Consider the following 22012-nt stretch of genomic DNA (forward strand, 5'->3'; position numbering starts at 1 on the left):
CCGGACAATCAGCCTTGGAACCGATACTCTTCGAGCAATCTGCGACCGATGATCATTTTCTGGATCTCGGCGGTGCCTTCACCGATGAGCAGCATCGGAGCCTCGCGGTAGAGGCGCTCGATCTCGTACTCCTTGGAGAAGCCGTAGCCGCCGTGGATCCGGAAAGAGTCCTCCACGACCTCCTTGCAGTACTCGGAGGCGAGGTATTTCGCCATCCCTGCCTCGAGGTCGTTTCGCTCACCGGAGTCCTTTTTGCGGGCCGCGTTGACCATCATGGCATGCGCGGCCTCGACCTTGGTAGCCATCTCCGCGAGCTTGAACTGGATCGCCTGGTGCTGGGCGATCGGCTTGCCGAAGGTGTGCCGCTGCTGGGCGTACTGGACGCCCAGTTCGAACGCACGCTGTGCGACGCCGCAGCCACGGGCCGCCACATTGACGCGGCCGACCTCCACGCCGTCCATCATTTGGTAAAAACCTCGGCCGGTGACGCCACCGAGCACCCGATTGGCCGGAATCCGTAGCCCGTCCATGATCAGTTCGGTGGTGTCCACCCCCTTGTAGCCCATTTTGTCGATCTTGCCCGGGATGGTGAGGCCGGGGCGGACCTCGCCGAAGCCGGGCTCCTTCTCCACCAGGAAGGTCGTCATCGACTTGTGGGGCGCCGTACCCTCAGGGTGTCCTTCGTCACTGCGGACCAGGACGGCCACGAGCGACGAGGTACCGCCGTTCGTCAGCCACATCTTCTGGCCGTTCAGGACGTACTCGTCGCCGTCCTTGACCGCCTTCGACGTGATCGCCGACACATCGGAGCCGAGGCCCGGCTCGGACATCGAGAACGCGCCCCGGATGTCACCGGCCGCCATCCGGGGGAGGAAGTGGTCCTTCTGCTCCTGCGTGCCGTGCTGCTTGAGCATGTACGCCACGATGAAGTGCGTGTTGATGATGCCGGAGACCGACATCCAGCCGCGGGCGATCTCCTCCACGCACAGGGCGTAGGTGAGGAGCGACTCGCCCAGGCCCCCGTACTCCTCGGGGATCATCAGACCGAAGAGGCCGAGTTCCTTCAGGCCGTCCACGATCGCTTGCGGGTACTCGTCGCGGTGCTCCAGCTCGGTGGCGACCGGAATGATCTCCTTGTCGACAAAGTCCCGAACGGTGGAGAGGATCTCCCGCTGGACGTCGGTCAGACCGGCGGTCTGGGCGAGGCGCGCCATTACTTCTCCGTCTTTTCTGAAGGTGCGTTCAGCTCGGGGCGGCCCGGCTGCTCGCCGCCGCGCTCCTTGATGTACGTCTCGGTCGGCACCATCACCTTGCGGCGGAAGACGCACACGAGGGTGCCGTCCTGCTTGTAGCCCTTGGTCTCGACGTAGACGATCCCGCGGTCGTTCTTCGACTTCGACGGCCACTTGTCGAGGACGGTCGTCTCGCCGTAGAGCGTGTCGCCGTGGAAGGTCGGCGCCACGTGCTTGAGCGACTCGATCTCCAGGTTGGCGATCGCCTTCCCGGAGACGTCCGGGACGGACATGCCGAGCAGGAGGGAGTAGATGTAGTTGCCCACGACGACGTTCTTGCCGAAGTCCGTGGTCTTCTCGGCGTAGTTGACGTCCATGTGGAGCGGGTGGTGGTTCATGGTGAGGAGGCAGAACAGGTGGTCGTCGTACTCGGTGACCGTCTTGCCCGGCCAGTGCTTGTACGTCGCCCCGACCTCGAACTCCTCGTAGGTGCGCCCGAACTGCATGGTCCTCAGGCCTCCGGGATCTCGAACTTGCTGGTGCGCTGCATGCCGGCGGCGCGGCCCTTGCCGGAGATGACCAGGGCCATCTTGCGGCTGGCCTCGTCGATCATCTCGTCGCCGAGCATCGCGGAGCCCTTCTTGCCGCCCGCCTCGGACGTGTAGTAGTCGTACGCGTCCAGGATCAGCTCGGCGTGGTCGTAGTCCTCCTGGGAGGGCGAGAAGATCTCGTTGGACGCCTCGACCTGGCCCGGGTGCAGCACCCACTTGCCGTCGAAGCCGAGTGCCGCGGCACGCTGGGCGACCGCGCGGTAGCCGTCGATGTTGCGGATCTGGAGGTAGGGGCCGTCGATCGCCTGGAGGTTGTTGGCGCGGGCGGCCATCAGGATCTTCATCAGGATGTAGTGGTAGGCGTCCGCCGGGTAGCCGGGCGGCTGCTCGCCCACGACCAGCGACTTCATGTTGATCGACGCCATGAAGTCGGCCGGGCCGAAGATGATCGTCTCGACGCGCGGGGAGGCCTGCGCGATCTCGTTGACGTTGTTGAGGCCCTGCGCGTTCTCGATCTGCGCCTCGATGCCGATCTTGCCGACCTCGAAGCCCATCGTCTTCTCGATCTGCGTCAGCAGCAGGTCCAGCGCCACGACCTGCTGGGCCGTCTGCACCTTCGGCAGCATGATGCAGTCGAGGTTCTGGCCGGCGCCCTCGACCACCGTGACGACATCGCGGTACGTCCACTCGGTCGTCCAGTCGTTGACGCGCACGACCCGCGTCTTGCCCGTCCAGTCGCCCTCGTTGAGGAACTTGACGATGGTGTGCCGCGCCTCGGGCTTGGCGAGCGGCGCGCACGCGTCCTCCAGGTCCAGGAAGACCTGGTCGGCGGGGAGGCCCTGCGCCTTCTCCAGGAAGCGGGGATTGCTTCCGGGGACCGCGAGGCAGGAGCGTCGCGGACGCAGACGGTTGACGGGCGTGGTCATGCGGGGACCTCCAGGGGGTCGAGCTTGTTCGCTTTCCGGATCTCGTCGACGATGCGGCCGATGATTCCGGTGATGTCGAAGTCCTTCGGGGTGAAGACCGCGGCCACTCCGGCGGCCCTGAGCTGCTCGGCATCACCGTTGGGGATGATGCCACCGGCGATCACCGGTATATCTGTGGCACCGGCCACACGCAGCCGTTCGAGCACGTCCGGGACCAACTGGGCGTGCGAACCGGAGAGGATCGACAGGCCGACCGCGTGCACGTCCTCGGCGAGGGCCGCGTCCACGATCTGCTCGGGCGTGAGCCGGATGCCCTGGTAGACCACCTCGAAGCCGGCGTCACGGGCCCGTACGGCGATCTGCTCGGCGCCGTTGGAGTGCCCGTCCAGACCGGGCTTGCCGACCAGGAAGCGCAGCTTGCCCACGCCCAGCTCACGGGCGGTGGCGTCCACCTTGGCGCGGACGTCGGCGAGCGCGGAGCCCGGTTCGGCGGCGACCGCCACCGGCGCGGACGACACCCCGGTGGGTGCCCGGAACTCCCCGAACACCTCGCGCAGCGCGCCCGCCCACTCACCGGTCGTGACGCCGGCGCGGGCGCACTCCAGGGTGGCCTCCATCAGGTTGTCGGTGCCCTTGGCGGCCTCCTTCAGCCGCTCCAGCGCCTTGCACGGGCGCGGGTGGTTGAAGGGCGGCTGGTACCGCGTGTCGCGCCAGTGCTGGAGCGAGGCGATGACGCGGGCCTCGACCGCCGGGTCGACCGTCATGATCGCGGTGTCCAGGTCGGCCGTCAGCGGGTTCGGCTCGGTGCCCTCGAAGGCGTTGACACCGATGATCTTCTCCTCGCCGGACTCGATCCGGGCCCGGCGCTCGGCGTGCGAGGCGACCAGCTGCGACTTGAGGTAGCCGGACTCGACGGCGGCCATCGCGCCGCCCATCTCCTGGATCCGCTCGATCTCCGCGAGGGACTCCTCGACGAGCTCGCCCACCTTCGCCTCGATCACCGTCGAGCCCGCGAAGATGTCCTCGTACTCCAGCAGGTCGCTCTCGTGCGCGAGCACCTGCTGGATGCGCAGGCTCCACTGCTGGTCCCAGGGCCGGGGCAGGCCCAGGGCCTCGTTCCAGGCGGGCAGCTGCACGGCACGGGCGCGTGCGTCCTTGGAGAGGGTCACGGCCAGCATCTCGAGCACGATCCGCTGGACGTTGTTCTCGGGCTGCGCCTCGGTCAGGCCGAGGGAGTTGACCTGGACGCCGTAGCGGAAGCGGCGGTGCTTGGGGTCCTGGATGCCGTAGCGCTCGCGCGTGATCCGGTCCCAGATCCGGCCGAAGGCGCGCATCTTGCACATCTCCTCGACGAAGCGGACGCCCGCGTTCACGAAGAAGGAGATACGGCCGACGACATCGCCCATGCGCTCCTGCGGCACCTGCCCGGAGTCGCGCACGGCGTCGAGGACGGCGATCGCGGTGGACATCGCGTACGCGATCTCCTGGACCGGCGTGGCGCCCGCCTCCTGCAGGTGGTAGCTGCAGATGTTGATCGGGTTCCACTTCGGTATGTGGGAGACCGTGTACGCGATCATGTCGGTCGTCAGCCGGAGCGACGGTCCCGGCGGGAACACATGGGTGCCCCGGGACAGGTACTCCTTGACGATGTCGTTCTGGGTCGTGCCCTGGAGCTTGGTGATGTCCGCGCCCTGCTCCTCGGCGACGACCTGGTAGAGCGCCAGGAGCCACATGGCCGTGGCGTTGATCGTCATCGAGGTGTTCATCTGTTCCAGGGGGATGTCCTGGAACAGCCGGCGCATGTCACCGAGGTGCGCGACCGGCACGCCGACCCGGCCGACCTCGCCGCGGGCGAGGATGTGGTCGGAGTCGTAGCCGGTCTGCGTCGGCAGGTCGAACGCGACCGACAGGCCGGTCTGGCCCTTGGCGAGGTTGCGCCGGTACAGCTCGTTGGACGCCTCGGCGGTGGAGTGACCGGCGTACGTGCGCATGAGCCACGGCCGGTCCTTCTGACGCTCAGTCATCTATGGCCTCCGCGGTCCTCAGATGTTCCGGAAGCGGTTGATGGCGTCGATGTGCTGGGCGCGCTTGACCTCGTCGCGCACGCCCAGCCCCTCCTCGGGGGACAGGCACAGGACGCCGACCTTGCCCTGGTGGAGGTTGCGGTGCACGTCGTAGGCGGCCTGGCCGGTCTCCCCGAGGGCGTACACCTTCGACAGCGTCGGGTGGATCTTGCCCTTGGCGATGAGGCGGTTGGCCTCCCAGGCCTCGCGGTAGTTGGCGAAGTGGGAGCCGATGATCCGCTTCAGGGACATCCACAGGTAGCGGTTGTCGTACTCGTGCATGTAGCCCGAGGTCGAGGCGCAGGTGGTGATGGTGCCGCCCTTGCGGGTGACGAACACGGAGGCGCCGAAGGTCTCGCGGCCGGGGTGCTCGAAGACGATGTCGATGTCCTCGCCGCCGGTGAGCTCGCGGATGCGCTTGCCGAAGCGCTTCCACTCCTTCGGGTCCTGGGTGTGCTCGTCCTTCCAGAACTTGTAGTCCTCGGCGGTGCGGTCGATGATCGCCTCGGCGCCCATCGAGCGGCAGATCTCCGCCTTCTGCGGGCTGGAGACGACACAGATGGGGTTGGCGCCGCCGGCCAGCGCGAACTGCGTGGCGTACGAGCCGAGGCCGCCGCTCGCGCCCCAGATGAGCACGTTGTCGCCCTGCTTCATGCCGGCGCCGTTGCGGGAGACCAGCTGGCGGTAGGCGGTGGAGTTGACCAGGCCGGGCGCGGCGGCCTCCTCCCAGCTGAGGTGGTCCGGCTTCGGCATCAGCTGGTTGGACTTGACAAGTGCGATCTCTGCCAGGCCGCCGAAGTTGGTCTCGAAGCCCCAGATGCGCTGCTCGGGGTCGAGCATGGTGTCGTTGTGGCCGTCGCTCGACTCCAGCTCCACGCTCAGGCAGTGCGCGACGACCTCGTCACCGGGCTTCCAGGCGTTGACGCCGGGGCCGGTGCGCAGGACGACGCCCGCGAGGTCGGAGCCGATGATGTGGTACGGCAGGTCGTGGCGCTTGGCCAGCTCGTTGGTGCGGCCGTAGCGCTCCAGGAAGCCGAACGTGGACAGCGGCTCGAAGATCGACGTCCACACGGAGTTGTAGTTGACCGAGGAGGCCATGACGGCCACCAGGGCCTCGCCCGGGCCGAGCTCGGGCAGCGGCACCTCGTCGAGGTGGATCGACTTGCGCGGGTCCTTGTCGCGGGTCGTGAGGCCCGCGAACATCTCCGTCTCGTCCTTGTGCACGGTGATCGCGCGGTACGACTCGGGGAGCGGCAGAGCGGCGAAGTCGGCGGACGTGGCGTCCTTCGACTGGATCGCGTCCAGGATGTCCTTCACGGTCACGGTGTTGCCTCCGGCGGTGAGCGCCCTGAGGGAGGGGCGCTGAGGGTTCGTCGGTGCTGCGATGAGTGCTGCTGAGGGGTGGGTGAGGATTGCCGTCGGTTCGGCGGTGGTGCTTCGGCAGCGCTTTGTGGCGCGGGAGGTTGCCTGTGACGCAGGCGTCCGGGCGCGCAGGCCGTCCGGCTTGCGGGGACAGCCGACGCGCGAAAGGTCGCTGCGCGCCGGCCGCCCGGACTCCTTCAACGTATGACACCCCGTGTCATGTCGCAAGGCACTGAGTGCCAGAACTTCCTCTCACCTGAAATCTTTACGTAACAAATGAGCGATGATCGATCGAACGGTCTCTGAAATCCGCGCGAAAAGGTGCTCTGACATGCCAAAACGGCCACCCGGTGGGGTGGCCGTCATCACAGTGGCGAAGGGTGCGGAGGGCGCACTCAGCGGTCCTTGAGGGCCTCCTCGATGGTCCGCATGACCTCGTCCAGCGGGGCGTCGGTGCGCGCGACCGTCACCAGCACCTCGCCGTGCGCGGCGACCGCCGCAGGGGAGGGGGCCTGCCTGGGGGCGGTGTCGCGCCCGGCACCGATGCCGGTGCCGAAGGTCTTCCGCACGATCGCGAAGGCGTGGTCGAGCTGGGTCTCGACGTCGCCCTGCCCGCCGGCCCTGAGCCAGCGGCGCAGGACGTGGTTGTGGGCGGTGACCACGGCGGACGCGGCGACCTCCGCCAGCAGCGGGTCGTCGTTGGCGTCGTCGTCGTGCGCGTGCTCGTCGAAGTGGCCGAGGAGATAGCGGGTGAACAGACGCTCGTAGCGGGCCACCGACGCGATCTCCGCCTCACGCAGGGTGGGCACCTCGCGGGTCAGCTTGTAGCGGGCGACCGAGATCTCCGGCCGGCCCGCGTACATCTTCATGACTTCCTTGATGCCGCGGCACACGGTGTCGAGCGGGTGCTCGTGCGCGGGGGCGGCGTTGAGGACCGCCTCGGCGCGGATCAGCGTGTCGTCGTGGTCGGGGAAGATCGCCTCTTCCTTGGAGCGGAAGTGGCGGAAGAAGGTGCGGCGCGCGACCCCGGCCGCGGCCGCGATCTCGTCGACGGTGGTCGCCTCGTACCCCTTGGTCGCGAACAACTCCATCGCGGCTGCCGCCAGTTCTCGGCGCATCTTGAGCCGCTGGGCGGCGGCACGGCCGCCTGCGGCACTTTCCGGCGCGTCGGGCGTAGCTGGTGTACGGGAGGACTTGGCGGGCTGGGACATGACCCGAACGTACTGCATGTGCGCAGCTCGATGCGCAGGTCCGGGGTTTCCCCCGCCCTCCGGGGGCGGGGGGCCGCCGGGTCGGGTGGGCGGGGGAGAAGCAGCCGAGTCGAGCAGTCCGCCCCAGTCGCCGGGACGGTCAGCGGCGGGCATATTCGCGGAAGCCGCGGCCGGTCTTGCGGCCGAGGCAGCCCGCGGCCACCAGGTGCTCCAGGAGCGGTGCCGGGGCCAGCCCCGGGTCGCGGAACTCGCGGTGCAGCACCTTCTCGATCGCCAGGGAGACGTCGAGCCCGACCACGTCCAGGAGTTCGAAGGGGCCCATCGGGTAGCCGCCGCCCAGCTTCATCGCCGCGTCGATGTCGTCCAGGGACGCGTAGTGCTCCTGCACCATCTTGACCGCGTTGTTCAGGTACGGGAACAGCAGCGCGTTCACGATGAAGCCGGCGCGGTCACCGCAGTCCACCGCGTGCTTCCTGATCGTGGCGCACACCTCGCGGACCGTGGCGTGGACGTCCTCGGCCGTCAGCACCGTACGGACCACCTCGACCAGCTTCATCGCCGGCGCCGGGTTGAAGAAGTGCATGCCGATCACGTCCTGCGGACGCGAGGTGGCGCGGGCGCAGGCGACGACCGGCAGCGAGGAGGTCGTGGTCGCCAGGACCGCGCCCGGCTTGCAGACCTTGTCCAGCGTCGCGAACAGCTGCCGCTTGACCTCCAGGTCCTCGGCGACCGCCTCGACGGCCAGGTCCACGTCCGCGAAGGCCTCGTAGGAGCCCGCCGGGGTGATCCGGTCCAGGGTCTCGGCGGCGGCCTCGGCGGTCAGCCGGCCCTTGTCGACGGAGCGGGACAGCGACTTGCCGATACGGGCCTTCGCGGTCTGTGCCTTCTCCTCGCTGCGGGCGGCCAGGACGACGTCGTACCCGGCCTTGGCGAAGACCTCGGCGATGCCGGAGGCCATGGTGCCGGAGCCCGCGACACCCACGGAGCGGACCGGACGGCCGGAGGACCCGGAGCCGGCGGAACCGGGCGTCAGGGCGTCCGGCACGACGGTCGCGCTGCCCGGCGCCTCGTACGTGTAGAAGCCGCGCCCCGACTTGCGGCCGGTCAGGCCCGCCTCGCTGAGCTGCTTCAGGATCGGGGCGGGGGCGTGCAGCCGGTCGCGGGACTCGGCGTACATGGCGTCCAGGACGGTCCGTGCGGTGTCGACGCCGATCAGGTCCAGCAGGGCGAGGGGGCCCATCGGCAGGCCGCAGCCGAGCCGCATCGCGGCGTCGATGTCCTCGCGGGAGGCGTACTTCGCCTCGTACATCGCGGCGGCCTGGTTGAGGTAGCCGAACAGCAGGCCGTCCGCGACGAAGCCGGGGCGGTCACCGACCGCGACGGGCTCCTTGCCCAGGTCGAGGGCGAGATTCGTGACCGCGGTGACGGCCGCCGGCGCGGTCAGCACGGAGGAGACGACCTCGACCAGCCTCATCGCCGGGGCCGGGTTGAAGAAGTGCAGGCCCAGCACGCGCTCGGGGCGGGCGGAGTCGGCCGCCAGGCGGGTCACCGACAGGGCGTTGGTGCCGGTCGCCAGGATCGTCTCCGGCCGCACGACGCCGTCGAGTTCACGGAATATCTGGTGCTTGACCTCGTACGACTCCGGGGCCACCTCGATGACCAGGTCGGCGTCGGCGGCGGCCGTGAGGTCGGTCGCGGTGCGCACCCGGCCGAGGAGTTCGGCGCGCTCCTGCTCGGTGAGCTTTCCGCGCCGCACGGCGCGGGCGGTGGAGGTCTCCAGCGCGGCGACGGACCTCGCGGCCTGGGCCTCGCTGATGTCGATGCCGATCACCTCGCGGCCGGCCTTGGCGAGGACCTCGGCGATGCCGGTGCCCATGGTGCCGAGGCCGACGACGGCAACGGTCTTGAGCTGGGACAGAGGGGTGTCGGACAGGGGAGTGGCCATCGCGGACTCCAGGAATGAGGGTGACGACGAGAACGCGCCGGGTGCGCCGAGGGGCGCACACCGGGGCGTACAGAGCTGCGTGAATGCGGGTGTTCGCCGGGCTGCCAAGCGCACACGCCCGGTGCCGTCGCGGCGGGCGCGAACGCCCGCGGGAACGGCGGATCCGACCGGCTCTGTCCCGAAGCCGAGTCGTACTGCGGTACACGACGTACCGAAACACGGTGCACCGAAAACACGGTGTACCGAACCGACCAGCGCTCACGACGGCCGCGTCACCAAACCGTCGCGAGCGGAAGTGCGAGTGGGTAACTCGCTCGTCTGAGCTTAACTCGCCGGTAACGAGCACGCCAGCCCCCTGAGTTTGTGATGTAGGTCCCTCTCGTCGCGCAACACCCCTACGCTGGGCTTCGTGGACGAAGAGTTGCGATCGCTCACGGAGCGTCTACGGCGGGAGTCCGGCGGTTCGGCGGCGTACGAGCGCCTGGCGGCGACCGGCGACCCCGACGAACTGGGGGAAGTGCTCACCGCGCCCGGACAGCCGCTGTGGGCCAGGGAACTGGCCGCCTTCAGGCTGGGGCTGGCGGGCGACCGGCGCGCCTTCGAGTCCCTCGTGCTGCTGCTCAACCACCGCGACCCGCCGCGCTGCGCCTCCGCCGCCCACGCCCTGGCCCGCCTGGGCGACCCGCGGACCGCCCGCGCCGCCGCGGCGCTGGCCACCAACGAACTGCGCGTCGCCTACGCCCTGCACCCGGTACGGCTCCTGGTTCAGCTGCGCGCGCCGGAGTCCGTGCCCGCGCTGATCACCACCCTGGAGCGGCGGCTGCGCCCGCACGACCCCTACCGCCGGGTGGCCCTCGCCTGCGTGGAGGGGCTCGGCGAGCTGGGCGACGACCGGGCCAGGCGGGTACTGAACGAGTCCCTGGCGCACCCGGCGCTCGCCGAGGCCGCGGTGCATGCGCTGGCGCGGATCCCCAAGCAGCGGTGAGCCCGCCTCAGCGTCCGAAGCCGAGCAGCCGGTGCAGGCGCGCGCCGCGGGAGGAGGTGGACGCCGTTCTGGCGGCGAGCGGTTTGGGGTCGGGCAGGGTCCGGCACAGCGCGTCGGCCTCGCCGCCGCCGTGCGGGACCTCACCGTCGGCGAGGTAGGCGGCCAGATAGGTGTCCAGGCAGGTGTTGCCGCTCAGCGTGATGCCGTGGTTGCCGCCGCCCTGCTCGACGACCAGGCTGGAGCCGGCGAGGAGGCGGTGGACCGTCACGCCGCCCTGGTAGGTGGTGGCCGCGTCGTGCGTCGCCTGGAACAGCAGGGCGGGCGGCAGTTCGCGGTTGGTCACGTCCACCGGGCGCAGGGAGTCCGTCGGCCAGAACGCGCACGGCGCGTTGTACCAGGCGTTGTTCCAGGCCATGAAGGGCGCCCGGTCGTACACCGCCCAGGTGTCCTTGCGCCACTGGCCGAAGTCGCGCGGCCAGGAGACGTCACGGCACTGCACCGCGGAGTAGACGCTGTAGCCGTTGTCGCCCGAGGCGTCGACCGCGGCCAGCTTGTCGTACACCTCGAGGAGCGGGCCGGTGTCCTTGTCGTGGGCGTAGGCCGCGAACGCCTCGGCGAGGTAGGGCCAGTAGCCGTTGTAGTAGCCGCCGGGGATGAAGGTGTCCTCCAGTTCGGCGGCGCCGACCCTGCCGCCCGCGGGTTTCTTCGCGAGCGCCGCCCGCATCGCGTACCACGCGGCCTCGACCTTCGCGGGGTCGGTGCCGAGCCGGTAGGTCGAGTCGTACGTGGCGATCCACGCCATCAGGGCGCGGTGGCGGTCGTCGAAGGCGTAGTCCTGGCCGAGGTTGTCGTCGTACCAGACGCCGGTCGGGTCCACGACGGAGTCCAGGACCAGCCGGTGCACCCGTCGCGGGTAGAGCTTGGCGTAGACGGCCCCGAGGTAGGTGCCGTAGGAGTAGCCGAAGTAGCTGACCTTCTCGGCGCCGAGGGCGTGCCGGACGGTGTCCAGGTCCCGGGCGGCGCTGACGGTGTCCATGTACGGCAGTACACTCGCGTACTTCTTGCCGCAGGCGGCGGCGAAGGCCTTCGCGCGCGTGACGCCCGCTTTCTCCAGCGCGGGCGTGGCGGGGACGGTGTCGGGGCGTACGGGACGGAAGGAGCCGGACGCGCAGTCCAGCGCGGGGGTGCTCCTGCCGACGCCGCGCGGGTCGAACCCGATCACGTCGTACTGGCCGGCCACCTGCCTCGGCAGCGCCGAGGCGACGAAGCCGGCGAGTGTCAGACCGCTGCCGCCGGGGCCGCCGGGGTTGACCAGCAGCGGGCCCTGGTAGGTCTTGGCGGTGTGCGGTACGCGGGAGAGGGCGAGCGTGATCTGCGCTCCGGCCGGGTGGGCGTGGTCGAGCGGCACCTTCAGGGACGCGCACTGGAGCGTCGGATAGTCGGTGGTGCCGCACTTCTTCCAGGCGGGCTCGGCGGGCGGGGCGGCGGGCGCGGGCCGCGCGGTCCGTTCCGTGCTCGCGTGTGTGCTCGCGTCCGCGGGGACGGCCGTGACCGACCCGGCGAGGACGGCGACGGCAGCCCACAGCACGGCTGCGCGTGTTCTCATGGGTCCTCCCGGGACGGCGGCGGGCAAGGACCGCGAGGGTCACGGTCCTTGCCGGATCGTCCCGACAAGCGCACCGGTGAGAACGTGTTGTGCGGATACTTGACCCGATTGGGCCGTGGGATGCCCTCGAACGCTCTCAGATCAGGGTGAGTTGCGTCGGTTCCCGGGTGCCGGACCCGGTGGGAAGAGGTTCGTCCGCATCGGGCGGGCGGATCCTGCGGTGCGTGCCCGCGCGCGTGGGGCCGATGCCGTACTCCTCGGCCAGTTCGTGGACCTGACGGGTGATCCGGCGCTGGTACCACTTCGGCGCGTAGGCGCCCTCCGCGTACAGCCGCTCGTAACGGCGCACCAGGTGCGGGTGGTGGGCGGCCAGCCAGGACATGAACCACTCGCGGGCCCCGGGCCGCAGGTGCAGCACCAGCGGGGTGACGGAGGTGGCCCCGGCCGCCGCGATGGACCGCACGGTGGCCCGCAGCTGGTCGGGGTGGTCGCCGAGGAACGGGATCACCGGCGCCATCAGCACCCCGCAGCCGATGCCGTGCTCGCCGAGGGTCCGTACGACGTCCAGGCGGCGCTCGGGCGCGGGCGTGCCCGGTTCCACGGTCCGCCACAGGTCCTGGTCGGTGAAGCCGACGGAGACCGAGATGCCGACGTCCGTGGCCCGCGCGGCCCGGGTGAGCAGGTCGAGGTCGCGCAGGATCAGCGTGCCCTTGGTCAGGATCGAGAAGGGGTTCGCGCGCTCGGTGAGGGCGGAGATGATCCCCGGCATCAGGCGGTAGCGGCCCTCGGCGCGCTGGTAGCAGTCGACGTTCGTGCCCATCGCGACGTGCTCGCCCTGCCAGCGGGGCGAGGCCAGCTGGTGGCGCAGCAGCTCGGGCGCGTTCACCTTGACCACGATCTGGGTGTCGAAGCCGATGCCCGTGTCGAGGTCCAGGTAGCCGTGCGTCTTGCGGGCGAAGCAGTACACGCACGCGTGCGTGCAGCCCCGGTAGGGGTTCACCGTCCACTCGAAGGGCATGCGAGAGGCGCCCGGCACCCGGTTGAGGATGGAGCGGGCCCGGACCTCGTGGAAGGTGATCCCGGCGAACTCCGGCGTGTCGATCGTCCGTGTGGTGACCGCGTCGGCATCGAACAGTGCGGTGTCGGCCCGGCCGTGGTCGGACTCGGCTGTGAGGTTCTCCCAGCGCATCAGGCCTCCTCGGTAGCGCTGAACACAGAATAGAACACCTGTTCCCGTGATCGTGCAAGGGTGGTTTCCGACCGCGCGAAGACCGCATGGCAACCGCATCGGACAGCCGTGGGCACCCCGATTTGGGCGGCCGGGGACCGGGGTGGTTGGCTTGCCCCAACCCTGAGCAACCCCGAGCACAGCAGGTCCTGGAGGAACGCAATGGCGCAGGTCGAGGCCACCACGGAGCGGGTCGTCGCAGCGGACGCGGAGAAGGTGTTCGACGCCCTCGCCGACTACACCGGCACGCGCGAGAGGCTGCTGTCCGAGCACTTCAGCGAGTACGAGGTGCGCGAGGGCGGCGACGGCGAGGGCACCCTCGTCCACTGGAAGCTCCAGGCCACCAGCAAGCGCGTCCGCGACTGCCTCCTCGAGGTCGGCGAGCCCACCGACGGCGAGCTGGTCGAGAAGGACCGCAACTCCTCCATGGTCACCACCTGGCGCGTCACCCCCGCCGGAGAGGGGAAGTCCCGGGTCGTCGTCACCACCACCTGGCAGGGCGCCGGCGGCATCGGCGGCTTCTTCGAGAAGACCTTCGCCCCCAAGGGTCTCGGCCGCATCTACGACGCCGTCCTCGCCAAGCTCGCCGCCGAGGTCGAGAAGTGACCCGAGCCTGACTCACCGGTTCGAGTGGATGTCCACGCGGCCCGGTGCGGTGCCGTAACTCGTCGCGCTTGCTCGTAGTTGTCCCCGATGAGTGGTTACGCGGGGAATCGTGCGGCAGCGCGACGAGGGGAGCGGCACGTGGGCGGGACGATTCTGGTGCAGGACGAGCCGGCCGTGGCACCCGACCGGCCATCCGCCCCACCGTCCGCACCGGCCACCGGACTCAGCCCCCGCCGGGTGCGGCTGATCTTCGCCGGGCTGATGCTCGCCCTGCTCCTCGCCGCCCTGGAGCAGATGATCGTCGCCACCGCGCTGCCGAGGATCGTCGGCGAACTGCACGGCCTGGACCGCATGTCCTGGGCGATCACCGCCTATCTGCTCACCTCCACCGTGGGCCTGCCCGTCTACGGCAAGCTCGGCGACCTCCTCGGCCGCAAGGGCGTCTTCCAGTGCGCGATCCTCGTCTTCGTCGTCGGCTCCGCCCTCGCCGGGCGGGCGCAGACCATGGACCAGCTGATCGCCTTCCGCGCCGTGCAGGGCGTCGGCGCCGGCGGACTCATGACCGGCGTGCAGGCGATCATCGCGGACATCGTGCCGCCCCGCCGGCGCGGCCGCTTCCTCGGCCTGATCGGCGCCGCCTTCGGCCTCGCCTCCGTCGCCGGACCCCTGCTCGGCGGCTACTTCACCGACCACCTCTCCTGGCGCTGGTGCTTCTACGTCAACGTGCCCTTCGGCCTGCTCACCCTGGCCGTCGTCACCGCCGTCCTCAAACTGCCCAAGCCGCCCGCCCGGGGCCGTTTCGACCTGCTCGGCACACTGCTGCTCACGGCGGCCTCCACCTGCCTGGTGCTGCTGACCAGCTGGGGCGGCACCGAGTACGCCTGGGAGTCACGCGTCGTCCTCGGTCTCGGCGCCGGCGCGGCGGCGGCCACCGCCCTCTTCGTCCTCGCCGAGCACCGCGCGGCCGAACCCCTCATCCCGCCGCGGCTGTTCCGCGACTCCGTCTTCACCGTCACCGGCCTGATCGGACTGGTCGTCGGCGTCGCACTGTTCGGCGCCGCCAGCTACCTGCCGACCTTCCTCCAGATGGTCTACGGCGCCTCCGCCACCGAGTCCGGCCTGCTCATGCTGCCCATGATGGGCGGCATCGTCGGCGCCTCCGTCGTCGCCGGGCAGCTCATCAGCCGCACCGGCCGCTACAAGGTCTACCCCGTGCTCGGCGGCGCCCTCTCCGTGGCCGGCATGTGGCTGCTGTCCCGGCTCCAGACCGACACGCCCCGGCTGCACTACAGCATCTGGATGGCCGTCCTCGGCGCGGGCGTCGGCATGGTGATGCCCGTCCTCGTCCTCGCCGTGCAGAACTCGGCGCGCCCCGCCGACCTCGGTACCGCCACCAGCGCCAACAACTACTTCCGGCAGATCGGCGGCTGCGTCGGCGCCGCCGTCTTCGGCACCCTCCTCACCGACCGGCTCACCGGCGCCCTGCACCGGCGCCTCCCCCCGCGCGCGGGTGCCCGCCTCCCCGACCCGGAGTCGCTCACCCCGCGGCTCGTGCACGCGCTGCCGCCCGCGCTGCGCGACGCCTGCGTCGCCGCCTACGCCGACGCGATGCCCCGGATCTTCCTCTACCTGGTCCCGGTGCTCGTCCTCGGCCTGCTGCTCGCCTTCTTCCTCAAGGAGAAACCACTGGTGTCCCACAACGCCTCCGCCACCGACCAGGAGACCGCGCCGGTGACCGCCCCGATCCCGCACGCCCGTTCGCCGTACACCGCCTCGATCCCGGTCTGCGGCACGGTGCAGCACCTCGACGGGACCGTGGTGCCCCGCGCGGCACTCACCCTGATCGACGTCGCCGGACAGCAGGTCGGCCGGGGCGCCAGCGGTGAGGACGGACGGTACGCGCTGGCCACGCCCGGCTCGGGCTCGTACGTACTGATCGCCGCCGCGGGCGGCCACCAGCCCCAGGCCGTCTCCCTCACCGTCGGCGAACGCCCCGTCGAACTCGACGTCGTCCTCGGCGGCGCCGGACGCCTCGCCGGCGCGGTGCTCACCGCCGACGGCAGCCCCGTACGGGACGCCACCGTCACCCTCACCAACGTGCACGGCGAGGTCGTCGCGAGCACCCGCAGCGGGCGCGAGGGCGGCTACGACATCACCGAACTCGTGGCCGGCGAGTACACCCTCGCCGCCAGCGCGCCCGCCTTCCGGCCCGCCGCGCTCCCCGTCACCGTCCAGGCCTCCCGGGAGACCCGCCAGGACGTCGAACTCGCCGGCGGCGCCCTGCTGCGCGGCACCGTCCGGGCCGGCGGCGGACGCCCTGTCGAGGACGCCCGCGTCACCCTGCTCGACGCCGCCGGCAACGTCGTCGACACGCTCACCACGGGCGGAGACGGAGCGTTCCGGTTCGTCGACCTCTCCTCCGGCGAGTACACCGTCATCGCGGCCGGATACCCGCCCGTGGCCACCGTGCTCCAGGTGGCGGGCGGCGGCAGGACGGAACGGGACCTCCAACTGGGCCACGAGGACTGACATCTCCGACTGCCCGTACCGGTGCATAGCGTGCGCCGGGGCGTCGCGCACGGCAATTCACCAATTGCCGCACACGCGTCGTGCGGCGGCCGTACCGTGGAGTAGGCGGCACAGATCATGACGTGGATCGTGCGGTGCCGACGGGGAGCCCGCGCAGTCCAGGGGGAGAGAGGGTCGGGGCGATGGACCGTGGCACGGAAGTGGGCGCAGACTCCGGGGACGGCGCCGCGCAGTGGCCTGCCGGGGCCGGCCGGATTCCGCTCGCCGTGGTCGTCGTCGACCGCGACGGACTGGTGTCGCACTGGAGCATGGGCGCCCGGCGGCTGTTCGGCGTGGAACGGGAGGACGCCGTCGGCCGGCCCGCCCCCGACCTGCTGCCCGTCTCCGGCGCCCTGCCCGACGGCCCCGAGACCGAACCACCGCTGGACGACTACGGCCCCTACGAGGCGTACGACGGGCTGGGCCCCGACCTCGAAGCCTCGCTCGGCGGCCGGACCGCCTACCCGACTGCGGGCCGCGCCCGGCTCTCCGGACACCACCCCGACCGGCCCGCGCGGCCGGAAGCCGGCGGAGAACGCCTCGACATCCTGTGGTGGGCCTACCCACTCGTCGGCCCCGGCCCCGCCCGCCTCCTGGTGCTCGCCGCCGACGCCACCCGGCTGCACCTGGAGCGCGGCTACGACGACGAGACCGCCGAACGCATCGCGCCCGGCTTCACCCGCCACACCGAACTCCCCGCCTCCGGCGAACTGGCCCGGCGGCTGCCCGAGATCCTGCCCAACATGGGCCCCGGCCTCAGCGGCCGCATCGTCTCCCAGGTCCTCGAACTGGGCTATCCGGTGCTGGAGTTCAGCCAGTACGACCGGGTGCCCGTGACCCCCGACTGGGGAGTGCCGCGCCGCGCGGGACGCCGCCCGGTCGAGACCGGGACCACCCCGCAGGGACGGCCGGTGGCCGTCGTCCCCGTCCCCGTCGGCGCCGAGCACGAGCTGGAGTACGCGGCCGTCCGCGAACGGCTGGAATTCCTCAACGAGGTCAGCTCCGGCATCGGCTCCTCGCTCGACCTCGGCGAGACCATCCGGGAGGTCACCAGCGCCGCCGTGCCGCGCTTCGCCGACTTCGCCGGCACCCACCTGCGCGCCGCCGTCCTCGCGGGCGAGGGCTTCCCGGACGGCCCGCCGGACGCGCACACCGTGATGCACCGCGTCTGGGTCGAGCACAACGACGAACCCGGCCGCTGGGACGACACCGTGCCGGTCGGCGAGACCTTCGCCTTCCCCGAGCACACCCCGTTCTACAAGTGCATGGTCACGGGCGAACCGGTCCTGATCCCCAGGGTCACCGAGGAACTCTCGGGCCGTATCTCCGGCGAGTTCGAGAAACGCGACCTCCGGCCGCTCATCACCGCCCGCTCCCTGCTGATCGTGCCGCTCAAGGCACGCAACGTCGTCCTCGGCTTCATGGTGCTGATGCGCCGCCCCGACCGCCCGGCCTTCGACGACATGGACCGCACCACGGGCGCCGAACTCGCCGCCCGCGCAGGCCTCGTACTCGACAACGCCCGCATGTACACCTACCAGGAGAACGTCGCCGACACCCTCCAGGACAGCATGCTGCCCCAGGTCGCCCCGCGCATGGCCGGCTGCGACGTCGCCACCCGCTATCTGCCCGGCACCCGGCTCGGCCGGATCGGCGGCGACTGGTTCGACACCATCAAGCTGCCCGGCTCACGCACCGCCCTCGTCGTCGGCGACGTCATGGGACACGGACTGAACTCGGCCGCCATGATGGGCCAGTTGCGCACGGCCGTACAGACCATGGCCACCATGGAGACCCCGCCCGCCCAACTCCTGCGCAACCTCGACGACCTGGCCCGCCGGCTCGGCGAGAACTACCTCGCCACCTGCCTGTACGCCGTGTACGACCCGATCCGCGGCGAGGTGCACCTCGCCAACGCCGGGCACATCCCGCCCGTCCTGGTGCGCGCCGAGGACGGCCGCAGCGAACTGCTCGACCTGCCGACCGGTGCCCCCATCGGCGTGGGCGGCGTCCCCTTCGAGTCCACCGTCGTCCGGGTCTCGCCCGGCGACCGGCTGGTGCTGTGCACGGACGGCCTGGTCGAGGTACGCGGAGCCGACATCGGCGACGGCCTCGCCGCGCTCTGCGAGTCCGCCGCGCACCCCGCGGCCTCCATGGACGACGCCTGCGACACCATCATCCGCGCCCTCAACACACGCGGCGGACGCAAGGACGACGTCGCGCTGCTCATGGCCCGCCTGAACGGCGTCCCCGCCGGCCACGTCGCCGAATGGCACCTGGCCCGCGACCCGCGCGAGGTGGCCCGCGCCCGCAGGCTCATCCGCGGCCGGCTGCTCGAATGGGGTCTCGCCGACGCGGCGGACACCGCGGAACTGCTGGTCAGCGAGGTCGTCACCAACGCCGTGCAACACGGGGACGGTGACCGGATCGGCCTGCGAATGGTCCGCACCGACGCGCTGCTGTGCGAGGTCACCGACGACGAACCGGCCCTTCCCACCCTGCTCGGCGCCGGCACCCACGACGAGTCCGGCCGCGGCCTGCGCGTGGTCAGCCGCCTGGCCCGCGAATGGGGTGCCAGCGCCGCCGGGCACCGCAAGACGGTGTGGTTCGAACAGGCACTGACACCACCCCGCCGCCGAGGCTGACGCGACGCCAGGGGCGCACGATTCGCCCGCGCGTACCCCCGGTGTGCGCCGGCTCGAACATCTGGTGAAAGGTGACCCCCGCCCCTTGCCCGGTACCCCGTGACCGCGATACTCCGATCACGGAACCGACCTGGGGAGCTCGCATGAAGGTCTCGGAGAACTACCGCGACAACTGGGAGAGTTACTGGCGGGAAACGTCCGACGGACGGGGCGCGGCCATCTGGGACGCCGATCCGTCACAGAGCGCCGCACCGCACAGCGAGCTGCTCCTGCCGTACGCGGACACCACACGCACCATCGTCGACCTCGGCTGCGGCAACGGCACCCAGACGCGCTACCTCGCCACCCGGTTCGCCCGCGCCGTGGGCGTCGACCTCTCGCACGCCGCCATCGAACACGCCCGCCGCGCCGAGGACGGCGACACCGCCGAGTTCCAGCAACTCGACCTGACCGACACCGAGGCCGTCCGCGCCCTGCACACCCGTCTCGGCGACAGCCACGTCTACATGCGCGCCGTCATCCACCAGAGCGAACCGGAAGCCCGCGCCTCGGTGGCCGCCGCGGTCGCCGAGATCATCGGCTCCCAGGGGCGGGCGTTCGTCGTCGAACTCACCTCCGGCTCCCGGCAGGTCCTGCGCCGCGCCTCCGCCGACCCGGACGGCCCGCCGCCCAAACTGCGCAGGGTCTTCCAGCACGGGCTCAAGCCCGCCGACGCCGACGACGAGGAGATCCCGAAGCTGCTGACCGCGGCGGGACTGAAGATCCTCGCCGACGGCGAAACGACCCTGCCGCAGACCGAGTGCATGGCGGACGGCACCCTCATCGATCTCCCCGCACGCTGGTTCGTCCTCGCCCGCGAGGGCACGGCCGGCTGAGCGCCGCACGCCGGAGCCGCGCACCAAGGCGTGTCCGGTCCTGGCCCGGGGGTTCCGCGACGCGTAGCGTGACGTCGTATGAAGATCCTCATCAGTGCCGACATGGAAGGCGCCACGGGGGTCACCTGGCCGGCCGACGTCCTGCCGGGGACACCGCAGTGGGAACGCTGCCGCGCGATGTTCACCTCGGACGTGGCCGCCGCCGCGCTCGGCTTCTTCGACGGCGGCGCGGAGCACGTACTCGTCAACGAGGCCCACTGGACCATGCGCAACCTGCTCCTCGAACAGCTCGACGAGCGGGTGGAGATGCTCACCGGGCGGCACAAGTCGCTGTCCATGGTCGAGGGCGTGCAGCACGGTGACGTCGACGGCATCGCGTTCGTCGGCTACCACGCGGGCGCCGGCATGGAGGGCGTCCTCGCCCACACCTACCTGGCCAACTCCGTCACCGGGGTGTGGCTGAACGGCGAGCGGGCCAGCGAGGGCCTGCTCAACGCGCACGTCGTCGCCGAGTTCGGGGTACCCGTCGTCCTCGTCACCGGCGACGACGTGGCCTGCGAGGACGCGCTCGGGTACGCGCCCGAGGCGCTCAAGGTCGCCGTCAAGGACCATGTGTCGCGGTACGCGGCCGTGTGCCGCACACCCGCCAGGACCGCCGCGGACATCCGCGCCGCCGCGAAAGAGGCAGCCTCCCTGGCGGTCCGTCGGAAACCCGTGCACGGCGGCCCGTTCACCATCACCCTGGAGTTCGACGCCGAGCACCTCGCCCCCGCCGCGACCGTCGTACCGGGCGTGGACCGGATCGGGGAGCGGAAGGTGGCGTACACCAGCGACACCATGTACGAGGGGATCCGTACCTTCAAGGCGGTCACCACGATCGTCTCGGCCGCGGTGGAGGAGCAGTATGGCTGACGAACAGGCACTGGACGAGGTCGTCCGGTTCACCTCCGACCTGATCCGGATCGACACCACCAACCGGGGCGGCGGCGACTGCCGGGAACGCCCGGCCGCCGAGTACGCGGCCGAGCAACTGGCCGGGGCGGGGCTGGAGCCGGTGCTGCTGGAACGGACCCCTGGGCGGACGAACGTCGTCGCCCGGATCGAGGGCACCGACCCGTCCGCCGACGCGCTGCTCGTCCACGGTCACCTGGACGTGGTGCCCGCCGAGGCCCGCGACTGGCGCGTCCACCCCTTCTCCGGCGAGGTCGGCGACGGTGTCGTGTGGGGACGCGGGGCCGTCGACATGAAGAACATGGACGCGATGATCCTCGCCGTGCTGCGCTCCTGGGCCCGGGAGGGCGTACGGCCCCGGCGGGACCTCGTGGTGGCCTTCACCGCCGACGAGGAGGCCAGCGCCGAGGACGGCGCCGGGTTCCTCGCCGACCGGCACCCCGGGCTGTTCGAGGGCTGTACGGAGGCAGTCGGCGAGTCGGGTGCGTTCACCTTCCACGACGGCGGCGGACGGCAGTTGTACCCCATCGCCGCCGGCGAGCGCGGCACCGCCTGGCTGAAACTCACCGCCCGGGGACGCGCCGGACACGGCTCCAAGGTCAACGAGGAGAACGCGGTGACCCGGCTCGCCGCCGCCGTCACCCGGATCGGCGAGCACGAGTGGCCGCTGCGGATGACCCCGACCGTACGCGCCGCCCTCACCGAACTCGCCGCCCTGTACGGCCTCGACGCGGGCCTGGACGACGTGGACCTGCTGCTGGAGAAGCTCGGCACGGCCGCGAAGCTCGTGGAGGCCACCGTCCGCAACAGCGCCAACCCGACGGTCCTGGAGGCCGGTTACAAGGTCAACGTGATTCCGGGCGAGGCGGTCGCCTACGTCGACGGCCGCTATCTGTTCGGCGGCGAGGACGAGTTCCGCGCCACCCTCGACCGGCTGACCGGGCCGGACGTGGACTGGGAGTTCCACCATCGCGAAGTCGCCCTCCAGGCGCCGGTGGACTCCCCGACCTACGCCCGGATGCGGGCCGCCGTCGAGGAGTTCGCGCCCGACGGGCACGTGGTGCCGTACTGCATGTCCGGCGGCACGGACGCCAAGCAGTTCTCACGGCTGGGCATCACCGGCTACGGATTCGCGCCGCTGAAGCTCCCCGAGGGCCTCGACTACCAGGCGCTGTTCCACGGCGTCGACGAGCGGGTCCCCGTCGAAGCCCTCCACTTCGGCGTCCGCGTCCTCGACCGCTTCCTGCGGTCGGCCTAG

General features: G+C 70.9%; 16 protein-coding genes. 7 read left to right on the top strand and 9 right to left on the bottom strand.

The features are described from left to right. Window positions 1–8: 8 nt before the first annotated feature. The 7 genes from ABZ915_RS17060 to ABZ915_RS17090 form a co-directional block, all read right to left on the bottom strand. Window positions 9–1214, bottom strand: coding sequence for an acyl-CoA dehydrogenase family protein (locus tag ABZ915_RS17060; protein ID WP_361802744.1), 1206 nt, complete (start codon window positions 1212–1214; stop codon window positions 9–11). Beyond that, window positions 1214–1738 carry a MaoC family dehydratase gene (locus ABZ915_RS17065; protein WP_361802747.1) on the bottom strand — a complete coding sequence of 175 codons (525 nt, stop codon included), beginning with the start codon at window positions 1736–1738 and terminating at the stop codon, window positions 1214–1216. Before ABZ915_RS17065 ends, ABZ915_RS17060 begins: the two co-directional genes overlap by 1 nt. Before the next feature lie 5 nt (window positions 1739–1743). After that, window positions 1744–2709 (bottom strand): CoA ester lyase, encoded by a 966-nt coding sequence (locus ABZ915_RS17070; RefSeq protein WP_361802750.1) that lies wholly within the window; start codon window positions 2707–2709, stop codon window positions 1744–1746. Next, window positions 2706–4733, bottom strand: coding sequence for a protein meaA (locus ABZ915_RS17075; RefSeq protein ID WP_361802753.1), 2028 nt, complete (start codon window positions 4731–4733; stop codon window positions 2706–2708). The genes ABZ915_RS17070 and ABZ915_RS17075 overlap by 4 nt, the downstream gene beginning before the upstream one ends. Window positions 4734–4751: 18 nt before the next feature. Next, on the bottom strand, window positions 4752–6089 hold the full coding sequence (gene ccrA / locus ABZ915_RS17080) for a crotonyl-CoA carboxylase/reductase (RefSeq protein WP_361803856.1): 1338 nt from the start codon (window positions 6087–6089) through the stop codon (window positions 4752–4754). A gap of 440 nt (window positions 6090–6529) precedes the next feature. Continuing rightward, window positions 6530–7345, bottom strand: a complete 816-nt coding sequence (locus tag ABZ915_RS17085; RefSeq protein WP_361802756.1) for a TetR family transcriptional regulator — start codon at window positions 7343–7345, stop codon at window positions 6530–6532. A gap of 139 nt (window positions 7346–7484) precedes the next feature. After that, on the bottom strand, window positions 7485–9290 hold the full coding sequence (locus ABZ915_RS17090) for a 3-hydroxyacyl-CoA dehydrogenase family protein (RefSeq protein WP_361802759.1): 1806 nt from the start codon (window positions 9288–9290) through the stop codon (window positions 7485–7487). 409 nt (window positions 9291–9699) lie between these two features. Here ABZ915_RS17090 and ABZ915_RS17095 point away from each other — a divergent pair, with 409 nt between their 5' ends. Continuing rightward, on the top strand, window positions 9700–10275 hold the full coding sequence (locus ABZ915_RS17095) for an adenylosuccinate lyase (protein ID WP_361802762.1): 576 nt from the start codon (window positions 9700–9702) through the stop codon (window positions 10273–10275). A 7-nt stretch (window positions 10276–10282) separates the two neighbouring features. On the opposite strand, the gene ABZ915_RS17100 is transcribed toward ABZ915_RS17095, so the two are convergent. After that, window positions 10283–11881 (bottom strand): alpha/beta hydrolase, encoded by a 1599-nt coding sequence (locus tag ABZ915_RS17100; RefSeq protein WP_361802765.1) that lies wholly within the window; start codon window positions 11879–11881, stop codon window positions 10283–10285. Window positions 11882–12017: 136 nt separating this feature from the next. Beyond that, window positions 12018–13070: an Rv2578c family radical SAM protein gene (locus ABZ915_RS17105; RefSeq protein WP_361802768.1), complete on the bottom strand. Its 1053-nt coding sequence runs from the start codon at window positions 13068–13070 to the stop codon at window positions 12018–12020. 201 nt (window positions 13071–13271) lie between these two features. On the opposite strand from ABZ915_RS17105, the gene ABZ915_RS17110 reads away from it, so the two are divergent. From ABZ915_RS17110 to ABZ915_RS17135, 6 genes are all read left to right on the top strand, one after another. After that, complete coding sequence (locus ABZ915_RS17110) at window positions 13272–13715, top strand: SRPBCC family protein (protein WP_361802770.1); 444 nt, start codon at window positions 13272–13274, stop codon at window positions 13713–13715. A gap of 138 nt (window positions 13716–13853) precedes the next feature. Further along, on the top strand, window positions 13854–16244 hold the full coding sequence (locus tag ABZ915_RS17115; RefSeq protein ID WP_361802773.1) for an MFS transporter: 2391 nt from the start codon (window positions 13854–13856) through the stop codon (window positions 16242–16244). A 182-nt stretch (window positions 16245–16426) separates the two neighbouring features. Then, window positions 16427–18928 (top strand): SpoIIE family protein phosphatase, encoded by a 2502-nt coding sequence (locus ABZ915_RS17120; protein WP_361802776.1) that lies wholly within the window; start codon window positions 16427–16429, stop codon window positions 18926–18928. A gap of 143 nt (window positions 18929–19071) precedes the next feature. Continuing rightward, window positions 19072–19803, top strand: coding sequence for a class I SAM-dependent methyltransferase (locus ABZ915_RS17125; protein ID WP_361802779.1), 732 nt, complete (start codon window positions 19072–19074; stop codon window positions 19801–19803). Between the two features lie 78 nt (window positions 19804–19881). Next, window positions 19882–20715, top strand: coding sequence for a M55 family metallopeptidase (locus ABZ915_RS17130; protein WP_361802782.1), 834 nt, complete (start codon window positions 19882–19884; stop codon window positions 20713–20715). After that, window positions 20708–22012: a M20/M25/M40 family metallo-hydrolase gene (locus ABZ915_RS17135; RefSeq protein WP_361802785.1), complete on the top strand. Its 1305-nt coding sequence runs from the start codon at window positions 20708–20710 to the stop codon at window positions 22010–22012. The genes ABZ915_RS17130 and ABZ915_RS17135 overlap by 8 nt, the downstream gene beginning before the upstream one ends.

This window comes from Streptomyces sp. NPDC046915 (assembly GCF_040644935.1).
Classification (GTDB): Bacteria; Actinomycetota; Actinomycetes; order Streptomycetales; family Streptomycetaceae; genus Streptomyces.